The sequence below is a fragment of the Pseudoalteromonas sp. S16_S37 genome (assembly GCF_014694405.1).
Classification (GTDB): Bacteria; Pseudomonadota; Gammaproteobacteria; order Enterobacterales; family Alteromonadaceae; genus Pseudoalteromonas.
Genome location: NZ_JAAUWV010000086.1, coordinates 1 through 12,475, shown reverse-complemented (window position 1 = coordinate 12,475; position 12,475 = coordinate 1). Strand labels below are relative to the sequence as shown.

At 40.3% G+C, this 12,475-nt stretch carries 18 protein-coding genes; 7 read left to right on the top strand and 11 right to left on the bottom strand.

Annotated elements, in window-relative coordinates; all coding sequences use genetic code 11:
- Both HC733_RS20935 and HC733_RS20930 read left to right on the top strand, forming a co-directional pair.
- A partial coding sequence (locus tag HC733_RS20935; RefSeq protein ID WP_190366922.1) for a hypothetical protein occupies positions 1-276 on the top strand: 276 nt, incomplete at its 5' end.
- A gap of 9 nt (positions 277-285) precedes the next feature.
- Positions 286-999: a DUF4376 domain-containing protein gene (locus HC733_RS20930; RefSeq protein WP_190366921.1), complete on the top strand. Its 714-nt coding sequence runs from the start codon at positions 286-288 to the stop codon at positions 997-999.
- A gap of 144 nt (positions 1,000-1,143) precedes the next feature.
- On the opposite strand, the gene HC733_RS20925 is transcribed toward HC733_RS20930, so the two are convergent.
- From HC733_RS20925 to HC733_RS20895, 7 genes are all read right to left on the bottom strand, one after another.
- Positions 1,144-1,350, bottom strand: a complete 207-nt coding sequence (locus tag HC733_RS20925; RefSeq protein ID WP_190366920.1) for a hypothetical protein — start codon at positions 1,348-1,350, stop codon at positions 1,144-1,146.
- A gap of 94 nt (positions 1,351-1,444) precedes the next feature.
- Complete coding sequence (locus HC733_RS20920) at positions 1,445-1,627, bottom strand: hypothetical protein (protein ID WP_190366919.1); 183 nt, start codon at positions 1,625-1,627, stop codon at positions 1,445-1,447.
- A gap of 15 nt (positions 1,628-1,642) precedes the next feature.
- Positions 1,643-2,092, bottom strand: coding sequence for a hypothetical protein (locus tag HC733_RS20915; RefSeq protein WP_190366918.1), 450 nt, complete (start codon positions 2,090-2,092; stop codon positions 1,643-1,645).
- A 37-nt stretch (positions 2,093-2,129) separates the two neighbouring features.
- Complete coding sequence (locus tag HC733_RS20910; RefSeq protein WP_190366917.1) at positions 2,130-2,810, bottom strand: hypothetical protein; 681 nt, start codon at positions 2,808-2,810, stop codon at positions 2,130-2,132.
- 99 nt (positions 2,811-2,909) lie between these two features.
- Positions 2,910-3,146: a hypothetical protein gene (locus tag HC733_RS20905; protein WP_190366916.1), complete on the bottom strand. Its 237-nt coding sequence runs from the start codon at positions 3,144-3,146 to the stop codon at positions 2,910-2,912.
- Between the two features lie 24 nt (positions 3,147-3,170).
- Entirely contained in the window at positions 3,171-3,941 is a 771-nt protein-coding gene (locus HC733_RS20900) for a hypothetical protein (RefSeq protein WP_190366915.1), read from the bottom strand.
- A 462-nt stretch (positions 3,942-4,403) separates the two neighbouring features.
- On the bottom strand, positions 4,404-4,652 hold the full coding sequence (locus HC733_RS20895; protein ID WP_190366914.1) for a hypothetical protein: 249 nt from the start codon (positions 4,650-4,652) through the stop codon (positions 4,404-4,406).
- Between the two features lie 207 nt (positions 4,653-4,859).
- Here HC733_RS20895 and HC733_RS20890 point away from each other — a divergent pair, with 207 nt between their 5' ends.
- Positions 4,860-5,078, top strand: a complete 219-nt coding sequence (locus HC733_RS20890; RefSeq protein ID WP_238937648.1) for a hypothetical protein — start codon at positions 4,860-4,862, stop codon at positions 5,076-5,078.
- A gap of 78 nt (positions 5,079-5,156) precedes the next feature.
- Here the strand turns inward: HC733_RS20890 and HC733_RS20885 are convergent, their stop codons facing one another.
- Positions 5,157-5,924, bottom strand: coding sequence for a DNA/RNA non-specific endonuclease (locus HC733_RS20885; protein WP_190366912.1), 768 nt, complete (start codon positions 5,922-5,924; stop codon positions 5,157-5,159).
- 280 nt (positions 5,925-6,204) lie between these two features.
- On the opposite strand from HC733_RS20885, the gene HC733_RS20880 reads away from it, so the two are divergent.
- Positions 6,205-6,462, top strand: a complete 258-nt coding sequence (locus HC733_RS20880; RefSeq protein ID WP_190366911.1) for a hypothetical protein — start codon at positions 6,205-6,207, stop codon at positions 6,460-6,462.
- A 512-nt stretch (positions 6,463-6,974) separates the two neighbouring features.
- On the opposite strand, the gene HC733_RS20875 is transcribed toward HC733_RS20880, so the two are convergent.
- The 3 genes from HC733_RS20875 to HC733_RS20865 all read right to left on the bottom strand — a co-directional run bounded on the left by HC733_RS20875 (position 6,975) and on the right by HC733_RS20865 (position 8,431).
- Positions 6,975-7,460, bottom strand: coding sequence for a hypothetical protein (locus HC733_RS20875; protein ID WP_190366910.1), 486 nt, complete (start codon positions 7,458-7,460; stop codon positions 6,975-6,977).
- A 1-nt stretch (position 7,461) separates the two neighbouring features.
- Positions 7,462-7,887: a hypothetical protein gene (locus tag HC733_RS20870; RefSeq protein WP_203219226.1), complete on the bottom strand. Its 426-nt coding sequence runs from the start codon at positions 7,885-7,887 to the stop codon at positions 7,462-7,464.
- 208 nt (positions 7,888-8,095) lie between these two features.
- Complete coding sequence (locus HC733_RS20865; RefSeq protein ID WP_190366909.1) at positions 8,096-8,431, bottom strand: hypothetical protein; 336 nt, start codon at positions 8,429-8,431, stop codon at positions 8,096-8,098.
- Positions 8,432-8,618: 187 nt separating this feature from the next.
- On the opposite strand from HC733_RS20865, the gene htpG reads away from it, so the two are divergent.
- From htpG to HC733_RS20850, 3 genes are all read left to right on the top strand, one after another.
- On the top strand, positions 8,619-10,535 hold the full coding sequence (htpG, locus tag HC733_RS20860) for a molecular chaperone HtpG (RefSeq protein WP_190366908.1): 1,917 nt from the start codon (positions 8,619-8,621) through the stop codon (positions 10,533-10,535).
- 154 nt (positions 10,536-10,689) lie between these two features.
- Positions 10,690-11,334, top strand: coding sequence for an adenylate kinase (adk, locus tag HC733_RS20855; protein WP_171624675.1), 645 nt, complete (start codon positions 10,690-10,692; stop codon positions 11,332-11,334).
- Positions 11,335-11,502: 168 nt separating this feature from the next.
- Positions 11,503-12,255 carry a class I SAM-dependent methyltransferase gene (locus HC733_RS20850; protein WP_190366907.1) on the top strand — a complete coding sequence of 251 codons (753 nt, stop codon included), beginning with the start codon at positions 11,503-11,505 and terminating at the stop codon, positions 12,253-12,255.
- Positions 12,256-12,475: the final 220 nt, after the last annotated feature.

Genomic DNA, 12,475 nt, shown 5'->3' with positions numbered 1-12,475 from the left:
GGCGATGAACCCAAACATACGGGAGTTAGTCTTGACGCACCTAACGACCGGTCTCCAGGTTTCAAAGCTCTTTACTCATGTGCTAAGCGAAATGGTCTTCTCTATCTACAATTCCACGGCGCTGAGCTAAAGCATAACGGCATAGACTGGGGCGATGACAAAACCATCTCTATCATTGACGACGGTGAAAACGTTAAAATCGACCTTAACGGCAACACGGTTAAAGTGTTCTGCCACCACACTCAATTCCCAATTGGCATCGCATACAACAACTAAGGCCCAGCTATGAGCGAACAAATAATTGAACAAGTAAATGAACCAGTCACTGAGCAACAGGCTGTGATCACTTATAAAGATATACACACCAAAATTGCCCTGCGTCACCCGCGTGCGCAAATCAGACAAGCGCTGCAACTGGCTATCGAACAAGAGCAATCGGCACACGAACAAGCGCATGCACAATGGCAAGCGTCTTTACCAGAGGTTCAAGCTGAAATTGAGCAAGCACAGGCGCACAACGCAGCAAACCCTGACGAGCCTGTCGCGGTTCCCGAGTTGCCAGCAGAGCCTGTGATTGATATGGCAAAACGCCGCGCATGTTATGAAGTCAAAAACGTAGCGGTAGATTTAGAACTTACAACCGAAGCCCAAGACTCGCACATTGTTTATGACGATGATACGCTGATTGCCTATCATCACCCCAAAACCATCGCCCACAGCGCGGAACATATTGAAACCGTAAAACGCGAGCGTTTTAAAGCACAACGCGCTGCAAATGTCGCTGCCATCACGGTGAGCGTAGATGGCCTAGAGTTTGATGGTGACGAGCTAAGCCAGCAGCGTATGGCCAGAGCCATCTTGCTTATGTCAGAGCAAGACACGCAGCTTTGGGTGTTGGCTAACAATGAAGTAGTCGAAGTGAGCAAAGCGCAACTTACACAGGCATGCTCACTTGCAGCGCAAAAACAAACTGAGTTGTGGACATACTCAGAAGCCTAATTCAGAAATGTGTTTGTTCACAAAGCCGCCAAGCCCCAGCAGGGGCTTTTTTAACCTTAATACGCTTGCTCAAGAAATGTAGAGCGTTTCTATGATGACCTTAGTGATGAAGATTAAGCGGTAACCATTAAGTACAAAGACTAGCTAAATGAGCGATACGTACCAAAATCGCCAATATCGCTCACACTTGAATTTATGCGGATAGCGTTTGGCTATTCGCATTATCTCTGAGCAACGCCACCCGCTCAGCAATGCGATTAATACAACGGGCTTTTTACTTGATGCGTAGCCGATCAAACGGACATACTCTTGATTGGGCGCGAGTACAGGGCGGGGCTGTACGTTTAGCATAGTCTTCTCCTTTGACTGATTTATCATCCTGATAACTGATTATTAGTGTAGTGTGCCTTTTGAATTTTGCACACTTACCCTTAATCCAATATTGTTATTTAATTTCTGCTTGGCGCTTTGGCTCAAGCTTTGTAAGTTCATCAAGTAAGCGCTGTGCTGATTTTTCTGAAAGAAAATGCGTCATGGTTTGCTCAGCACCATACTCATCTGCATGACCAACAATCAATACAACTGCACCATTATTTTTCCGCTCAAACCGAGGTAACTGTTCAGTCATTGCTGTATTCCAATGCTAATTTTTTAAATGAATATAGATTAAATCACCATAACCCCAAACGATAGTACCTATAACTGCCATAGACATCGTATATCGTTTGGAGTAGCTTACCGTACTCCTGAACTTTCTTTGGACATAAATAACACAATAAACTGGTTTTGAGTGTTCGCTAAAATTAATTACATCTTTAAATTTGTTTAGGAAATAATATTCAACTAAAACTGACGATATTGAAATTAGTGCTCCAAACCTAGAAAACCATGTATGCCAGTCTTCATTTAGAGGATTGCAATAGAACAAAGACACTATGAATAATAAACAAAAAAAGTTAAAAAAAATCCATTTCCATTTATCAACTTTAATCTGTGCAATCTTCTTATCAGCCCAAATTTTTCCCGAACCATCCCCCATAACTTCATAAAGATCACATAAAGGCATTTCCCAGGGGCTTTTTGTTTCGTTCATTTTCTTATTCCAATGTACATTAAAGGGTAACTTTATCCTATGGTTTTTTATGGGAATGGGAATGGGAATTGGACTGCCCTAAATACTCTGCAAGTTCAAATACAAATTTCACCACAAAAGGCTCTATTATCTGATAACTTTCTTCCATAAAAGCAGGGACTGATAACTCGTGACATGTGTTGTAATCGAACTCTTTATTAATAAACTTCGCAGTGGCATGTCCACTAAACACCCCGCTATCAATTTGGGGTAAACGCCGATGCTTGGAGATGTTAACAAGATTATCAAGCTGTTTATAGGCGGGTTCATTCTTCAATTTTATAATATAATTTTCCAGTGTATAAGCACCACGTTTATTGAGTGAATTTTTTGCCGTTTCCCAATTAAGGTGTCTGCTTTCTACCTTTTCTCTCCCTATCAGGATATTGACAATGTAGGGCACCGATTCTATGAGGGAATGTAGAGCTCGGAAGAACGCAAACGCATGGGATTCAAACACACAGCAATAGTATTGTGGATTTTTCATTTCTGTTTCGCTAGGTAATTCACCAAACATAGCTAAACCATGAAAGTTAAAGGCTTTATTAAATTCTTCATAATGAAACTTACAGTAGAGTTGATGACGAACTATGCTGTCTAAAGCTAATTTCAATTTCTCTCTTTTATCTATATCGTTAATCAACGCTAAAATATCTTCTTTGTTGAACTGTATTTTCATGATTTCCCTCTTGCCAATTTTTCAACGCTGACCGTTAATCCAATCAAATATTTCAGCTTTTTTCTTTTGCGTCAGCTTCATGACTGTTTTTCCAATATGTTATTTCTCTGAAACGGTCACTTTAAATGTATTTAGACATTGCTGTCCGGCATCATTCCTTGCACTGCATCGAACGCTATAATTTTCGCCTGCTCGCATAGTCAAATTGAATACATTACGAACTTCCGCACCACAGTTACCGCAAGTAACAGTGGTTGAGTTGTTTGGGTTTTCTATTTCAGGATGCACCTTTTCTTGCGGGTATACTTCCATAATGTTTAGCACTAAATCAGTCATCTTAATTCCTTCGTGATTCTAATATCAAAAAACTTGTTCGTTATAAGGGGTAAGTAAGTCATCTTTTATTAATTCTCTAAAATATTTCAACTGCGATTTAACCGGTGTCGAATCAACCGAGCAAAAGTAGTTAATAGAGGGTATTAATTTTTCTGCAATTTCAATGATTTTCACCAACTCTGAGGAGCTAAAATCTATAGGGTTGAAACTAAATCCAAATAGATAAAAATCTTCTTCTATTCGGCTCACCCAACATTCGACTAGTTCCTTGGACACAGCTTTTTTTTGAGTCTCAACGTGATTGCAGATTTCACGAAGAGTGCAGCAAAAGAAATCAAATTTAATCGGCATGAGCTCAGATGTGTCAGCATAATTTTTCATTTTAGTAGGCATATTTTCTGGGAACATGCTTATATAAAATTTTGGACGTTTAATATGTAAAATGGCTTCGTTAACTAAGGTACCAAGGTTTTCATCTAAAATTTCCAACACATACTTGCGATGTTCTATGTACATGGCAAAAGTATCTCGCAACACAGCTTGACTAATCTGCCTCTCTGTTTGACTTATTTTATAATACAAACCAAGAACGCTAGTAATGGTAACAAGTATCTTGAAAACTTCGACAGGTAATGCAAAAGTATCTAATGCGTGAACCCAGTTACCTGAGACTGTTAGGTCAAATGATAGTTCGTGATTAACAAAGTAAGCTTGAGTAAACGCAATTGTTATAGGACAGAATATTGTTAAAACGCATAATACATAAAATACATTTTTTAATTTAATGGAAATCACTAGCTAGCTCCCTCTAAAGTCACAGTTTTATATAAACTATTCAAAGCATCCGTTCGCTTCTTCGGATCAGGAATAATGTAAACATCAGTCATATCATCGCTCACATGACCTATAGTCATTTGTATGACTTCATAATCAACCGCCGAATCACATTTGCGGCCTGAGTGACTTGAACCTTGCTTAAATCCGCAGCTTTTAAATAGGTTCCTAACGTAGTTTTCCACTCTCGAACAAACTAGTGTTTGTTTCTGGCCGTCCTTCGTTTGGTATTTTTTCACATTAAACGATAGAGTTAGCCAGCGTTTGCCGCTTCTAGCTAAAAATAATGGACTATCTCCATTCAACCTACCATCAGTTTATAGCATAGCACGCATCTGCTATGCGTTTGTCACGCCATGCAAAAATGCTGCTTCAAAACCAAAGCGCAATCACAACTTTGAGCTGTTTTGGTGTACTCAGCTTTCATCCTAAAAATAGATTTAAGCTCTCCGGAATGAGTAAAACATCTTTAACTTTAAGATGGCAAGTCTCACCAATGCGAGTTAGCGAACCAAAAAGAAACCAAATTAGCGCTACATTCCGCTCGGCTGTTTCACCGCGATTTGCATTAGCTAATATGTGTTTAAGCTGCGCTTTGCTCTCTATTTTCCCAGCGCCTTTTCTGCTTGCCTCTAACCGCTTCACAGCATCAGAAACAGGCCTTTTTCGCATTGGCTTGTGACCTTTAATGAATGGCACACAACACCCGAACATTACCAAATTCCAACATAGATTGTATTTTAGTCTATGAAATTCACAAGCGTCGTGTTTTGGGGTGATATTGGAAATGTTTGGACAGGCTTTTAACGTAAAAGCACTGCCCAGTTTTTATCATTTAAAGATGATATAATGCTTATAAATTACACAGAGGATAAGCATATGGCTAAACATTACCATGCACGTAAAAACTTTGATGGCAGAGTATTCTTGAGACTAGTGAGAGACCTAGAAGGGAGCGTTAGTACTGTATCTAGCCCTACAAAAAGCGGTTTGGATGCTGACATCATTAATTATTCAGCAAAGAAACTTAAAGCTAAATTTATCGGTATGGACGAGCAATACGGTGAGGAAGTGGCTTGTTTTGAAGAAGAGGGCTAACTCTATTCCTTCGTTGCACACCCGAGGCTTCCAATAACTTTGAGGGGGAGGGGCTATCGCGGTGTAGCCCCGATAGGATTAACAACCTAGCTTTGACGTTAGTCCACCGATATTGGCTTCTAAATACCAAGCTTTAGAGCTGGATAGATTCGGTAACAGGTTTAAGCCAGAGCGCTGCTCGACTTCGTCAATTGTTACTTCAGTACCGCAATAGTCTAAAGATCTACTCGCCGTTTGCTCCATGATAAATGCGGATGCTGTGACATTTGAGCCGTTAATAGTAACTACTACCTTAAAATACCCAGACGGAATGGTGTGAGACTCGTTTGCACCAGGTAACGTTGCAAAATAATATTCGTATAGAGGGCCTGTTACCACGTATGCATTTTCACCTGTTCTTACTAAACTTCTGACTGCATTTTCTAATTTAACCCATGGGCCTTGGTTCAAGTCAGACGATTGTGGCGTGATGTTAGACAGATAATTTGTATCACTCCAATAAGGCGTGTTCGAAAACGATGCAAGTGGTACTTGGTGTCCTCTGTCAGTGTGAATAGTAGCCCACGCATCTTTGTAATCACTCGGCTCTAGAGTGTATCTACTATCAATTTCTGGATCTGATTTCCATGTTCTCGAACGGCTTGGACCGTCAATTGTGGTGGGGCTCACTTTGTATGCTAACCAATCTGCAAACTTGGTTGTGCGGTTGTTGCTGAGTACATAGATAGGGCGTTCAACGATATCGTTTGTTGAAGGCGCACCAATTGGGCAACCATACTTGCTACATAGGTTTGTATTCGCGGTCGCTGCGGTGCTTGCTGTCAATAATAGTAGTGCCAATTTCATTTTCATTTTCCCGTGTTGGATTGATGATTTTGCTATCTTACGTTGCTTTTTTGTCAATACTATTACTTTGTTGTTTATTTGTTGATCTATTTGTGACGAAGCGTGCAATAAAAGCTTTCTGTTAAAGCTCATTTTAAAAAATGATACGAGATTATATTGCCATATGAGCATACATATTATGGTTAAAAGAGGCTTTTACTTTACAGTTAGTATTTGACTGCTGTTTTTATATACAGTATAAACTGATGCGTCAATTACAAAACAGGGAAGCGACAGCAAAATGGAAAATATACTACCTACGACTTACATGCTAGAAATCTATGCGCCAGACGATGACAGGGCTGTGGTGGCGCATTTTCAAAGTACTTCACCATTCATGCATTTGGCCGTTGGCGATATGATATGCCCTGCGAGTCTTAATATGGCAGCTGTTCGAGATAGATTGGAAGTGGCTGGAGTGGAGCACATATTTTGGGAAATTGAGGCAAAGCATCAGGTCCAAAAAGTGTGTGTAAGAACAAAGGCTGTATCAGTTTAGATTGAGGGGCTTGCGCCCCTAGCTGTTAAAATGCACCATAAGCATTCCTATAAATCCAAATAGTATAAACATTACAAAATTGATAATTATCGCTTCGATATCTATAGGCCCTCCACCAAATAGGTTTGTACCAATGGTGACAAACAAAAGATGATAAACGCAGTATAGGGCGATAGCTATCAATAACCATCCTGCAATATAGCAATACGATTTAATCGTCATAGTTCTTTCCTAAAATTGTATGTGAATTATTGTGTTTGAAATATGCACTTGAAGGCAGCTGATGTACTAAGCGCCTATTTTTTAGAAATGTACGATGACTTAGCTCTCGCAGTGTCTCGTTATATTTGAATTTGGGCCCATAATTGAAGTTATGTTGCAGCGACAACTAAAGTTGTTTGGCTTTCACTACAAATTCAAAGTATCAGTTGTCTGTAAATTGATCAACAGATAAATGAAAGATCATTATCAATTGTATACTTCCATGTAGGCGTAATTAAAAGTTTGGGGGACTAACTCCCAAAATGATAGGTGAATGGGTTGTCGTAGAGACATGTGTAAGTCACTTTTAGCTCAAAGCATTCGTCCATGACTTTTTCCGCTTCATCTATACGCTTTGGATCGGCAAATTTAATGTAGAAAACTAATATCTTTTCATCTTTAGCAATGAAAGACGCTGGTGTTAGTTCTGCCGTTTGCTTATCTATATTATCGGGAAATAACTCATCAAGTTTTGTCTTTAGCTCGGCATATGATATGCGCTTGCCCTTAAAATAGAGTTCAAAGGTTTTTATATGTGCAGTGCCTAGTCCTTTATTAATCAGATGAAATGATAATGTATGATCAGAGGCATGTGTCCAATCGCAGAGAGCTGGGCGAACAGACATATGATTATGTTTCCGAGTCATTGCCGCCTGAAATATGGTTAACCCCAGTGCAAAAGTGGCTATGCTAGCGCTTACAATTGCCGCCCAATCAGAGTTACTGAGGCTGTCCACGTTAAAGAAACCTCACAGGTGGCTTTTTATCATCTTTATTGACTGTCCATACTATGATTTTAAGTTTGTGAGTTTCGATAGTCTTCTCGATGCGGCGCAAGTAGCGCTCTTTTGTAGCTGTGTTAACAATGAGAACTATGCCTGCTTTTTTACCCGTCATGGCTGAGTAGTAGAGTGCTTGACCTATGGCCTCAGCCCACTTTTTGCCCCAATCATACTCAATGGCATAGTCATCATTTAAACAGTCTATCCGTGTTTTGTCTGATAGCCGGTGCTCTATCTCGCCACGACAATGAAATTCAACGAAGTCCGCTTCTTTCCATTGTGCAAGGGATTTAATTGGTGAGAGCGTTTTATCACCGCCACCGCTTGTGGCAAATGCTGTGCTACTGAACAGAACTGATAAAGCGAGTAGACTCTTAATCATTCAAACATACTTCTGATGTTTGCTGTAATGATTGGCTTAATGGGGGAGTAGGGACAGAGCCCATCCCGCTACTAGCAAAACACGTTGAACTCATTAACAAAACTAAACTGGTGATAATATTTATTTTTTTCATTCCTTTGGCTCTATTTTTAACAGTAAATAACCAAATGCTAACACATGAACAAAAATACCAAAATAAAAACAGGCATTAAACCGAGCAAGGGAGGCATTCTTCATCTACAACCATGTAAGCCTTATCTTCGTATAACACACCTTTTAAATAGATCCCTTTGGGTAACTCAACAAAATTAAATATACCTGTTTCATCAAATGAATAAGCCTCAATGCGAACTAAGGCGATCTCTTTAAATCGGCTCGCTCGATGCGCTTTTACAATACCGCCGAATGTGATCATGCGTTCTTCACCGTCAACTATACATGCAATAGATTGGCCTGAAATATTTTTAGTTCTTCTGGTAGGGTTTCCGTATTTGTTAATTAGGATGCGACCATAGTTATGACGGTATGCGATTGTTACTAACATAGGAGAAAAAATACTGTATATAAATACAGTTTAAACGTTTGGGAGTTAGGTAACAAGTAACTTTTTTATCCGTTATTGTCTTTTTTTGACTTGAAAAATAAGAAGCAATCTCAATATACCAATGCATAAGTTGATTTGATTAAAAATGTGTACCAGCTTGTGTACCAAATTAATTAGGATATTGAATATGCCTCAAACAAAAAACAAAGAAAATCATCAGTTTGGAACCGATGTAGGTAAGCTTTTAAATCTAATGATCCATTCTTTGTATTCAAACAAAGAGATCTTTTTACGCGAACTGGTGTCAAACGCATCTGACGCAGCAGATAAACTACGCTTTTTAGCCTTATCAAATGGCGACTTGTACGAGGGTGACGCAGAGCTTCGAGTACGTGTTAGCGTAGATAAAGATGCCAATACCATTACCATCTCAGACAACGGTATTGGTATGACGCGTGATGAAGTGATCAGCTCATTAGGTACTATTGCTAAATCTGGCACAGCGGAGTTTTTCCAAAACTTAACTGGCGACCAAGCTAAAGACTCAAAACTCATTGGTCAATTTGGTGTTGGTTTTTACTCAGCTTTTATTGTTGCCGATGCGGTAACTGTGGTTACACGCAAAGCAGGCGAAAAAACAGCGGTCGAGTGGCACTCAAAAGGTAAAGGCGAATACACTCTTGCTGAAGTAGAAAAAGACAGCCGTGGTACGGATATTATTCTTCATCTTCGTGAAGACGAAAAAGAATTCTTAGACGAATTCAGACTACGTAGCATCGTCACTAAATACTCGGATCACATCTCAATTCCAGTAGAAATGTTCAAAGCGCCAGTACCTGAGTCAGAAGGTCCAGATGGCGAGAAAATTGAAGCTAAGCCTGGTAAGTGGGAAGCAATCAACCGCGCAACTGCTCTTTGGACTCGTGATAAGTCAGAGATCAGCGAAGACGAATACAAAGAATTTTACAAGCATGTTGGTCATGACTGGGAAGAGCCACTAACGTGGGCACACAACAGAGTAGAAGGTAAAACTGAATACACCAGCTTGCTGTATATTCCTAAAAAAGCGCCTTTCGATCTGTGGAACCGTGACCGTCAAAGTGGCTTAAAGCTTTATGTACAACGCGTATTCATAATGGATGATGCTGAGCAGTTTATGCCTAGCTACCTTCGCTTTGTAAAAGGTCTTTTAGATTCAAACGATTTACCACTGAATGTATCTCGTGAAATTCTACAAGATAACAAGATCACGCAAGCGATCCGCAAAGGCTGTACGTCACGCGTACTTAAAATGCTTGAGCGCATGGGTAAAAACCAACCAGAAGATTATCAAACGTTCTGGAATGAGTTTGGTCAGGTTATTAAAGAAGGTCCTGCTGAAGATTTTGCAAACAAAGATGCGATTGCAAAACTACTGCGTTTTAGCTCAACACACACTGACGAAAGCACACAAAATGTGTCGTTAGAGCAGTACGTTGAACGTATGAAGGAAGGCCAAGATAAGATCTACTATGTGGTTGCAGACAGCTTTGAAGCGGCGAAAAACTCTCCGCACTTAGAGATCTTCCGTAAGAAAGGCATTGAGGTGCTACTACTTTCTGACCGTGTAGATGAGTGGATGATGAGCCACTTAACTGAATTTGCAGAGAAGCAGTTCCAGTCAATCACGCGTGGTGACTTAGACTTGGGCGACTTGGATGATGAAGAAACCAAAAAAGCACAAGAAGAAAGTGAAAAAGAAGTAGAAGGCTTGATTGAGCGCGTTAAAAAAGTGCTAGGTGATAAAGTCAAAGAAGTGCGCTTTACACATCGCTTAACAGACTCGCCAGCTTGCGTGGTTGCTGATGAGCACGATATGAGCTCACAGATGCAAAAGCTTATGGCATCTGTAGGTCAAGCTGTACCAGAGCAAAAGCCAGTATTTGAGCTAAACCCTGAGCATCAGCTTGTTAAGCATTTAAATGTTGAACAAGACGAAGACAAGTTTGCACAGTGGTCAGAAGTATTACTGGACCAAGCGCTACTTGCAGAACGCGGTAGTCTAAAAGACCCAGCAGGGTTCGTGACTCGCTTGAACAAATTGATGCTTGATTTAAGTAAATAAGCAATATTTTTAAGCTAAGAAGGGGCCAAAGGCCCCTTTTTTTGTTTTAAAGGCCGATAAAGCTCAGCAATTAGTATAAGTCGCTTGAGAATCTTGGGCGCATGTGAAAAAATTTAGACAATTTCAAATAAACTCCGATACGAGGAACATAATTATGCGCATTATCCTTTTAGGCGCGCCGGGTGCAGGTAAAGGCACTCAAGCACAGTTTTTAATGGACAAATACGGTATTCCACAAATTTCTACTGGCGACATGTTGCGCGCAGCGATTAAAGAAGGAACACCACTAGGCCTAGAAGCGAAGAAAGTGATGGATGCTGGTCAGTTGGTTTCTGATGAAATCATCATTGGCTTAGTGAAAGAGCGTATCGCCAAAGAAGACTGCGCAAAAGGTTTCCTACTAGATGGTTTCCCTCGTACCATCCCACAAGCGGATGCAATGAAAGATAACGGCATTAGCATCGATCATGTAATTGAGTTTGATGTTGCAGATGAAATCATTGTTGAGCGCATGGGCGGTCGTCGTGTACATCCAGGCTCTGGTCGTGTTTACCATGTTGTTTACAACCCACCTAAGGTTGAAGGCAAAGACGATGTGACTGGTGAAGATTTGATCATTCGTGATGACGATGTTGAAGAAACAGTACGCAAGCGTTTAGGTATTTACCACGACCAAACTAAGCCTTTGGTATCTTACTACCAAGCTGAAGCTGATGCAGGTAACACTAAGTATCACAAGCTAGATGGCACGCAAGCTGTTGACGCGGTAAGCCAGCAGTTGGCTGAGCTACTAGGCTAATTTGATGCCTTTACTGAGTATGCACCCATTATTGTGCGTACTCAGTGTTCTACCTCTATATATCCCCATTTCAAAATTCTAGTAACACGCGGTTACAAAATTAACGACTTCTCTCTTCTCTTTCACGCTAGTATATATCTGTTTGTTTCACTCAATTGGAGAATAACAATGAAAACAAAATCATTGAGTGCATTGCTTGGTTGTGCACTACTCGCTAGTACAGCCGCTTATGCAGATGTTTACAGTGACGCTGTTGCCAACTCAGGTCGTTCAGAAAAAGACCGTAGTGTAGATGAAAGACGTAAGCCAGAGCAGGTAATGCGTTTTTTTGAGATAAAACCTGGAATGAAAGTGCTTGATATCTTTGCTGGTGGCGGATATTACACGGAGTTGATGAGTTATGTGGTGGGTGAAAGTGGTCACGTTACCATGTACAACAATCAGCCGTGGCAGCAATTTGTACAAAAGGCAGTGGATGAACGTTTGAAAGACAACCGCTTGCAGAATGTGTCGACATTGATTGTTAAGCCAGAAGAATTGGAAGGGACTAAAGAGCAATATGATAGCGCGATATTTGTGCTGGGTATGCATGATTTATATTATGCAGATGCTGAAAATGGTTGGCCAAAAATAGATAAAGCAAAGTTTTTGCAAGGAATTTATAGCAAGCTGAAGTCAGGTGCTGTATTTGGCGTAATAGATGCCAATGCTAAAAGCGGTGTTGATAACGAAGCTATTGGTAAATCAATTCACCGTGTTGACCCTGCAGCTGTTATTAAAGATATAAAAGCGGCGGGCTTTGTACTTGAAGGGCAAGGAGAGTTTTTGCGTAACGCGAAAGATGACTTAACCACTTCGGTGTTCTTACCCGAAAATAGGTATAACACTGACAGAAGTGTTTTAAAATTTCGCAAACCCTAATAACAATACTCACTAAAGCGTAAATAGTAATTAAGTAGAAACCCTGACTTCGTCAGGGTGACGAAATTGCACACCGTTGAGTGGCCGTGATTACGCTGAGCGGACCCTGTAACACATTTTGTGTAACTGCCAGTTTTAAATAACATCTTTTAATCGGTCTTCGAATTCGATCATAAATCGATTCAAGGCCGATTTCCAATTTCTTATCGGCATTGTCCAT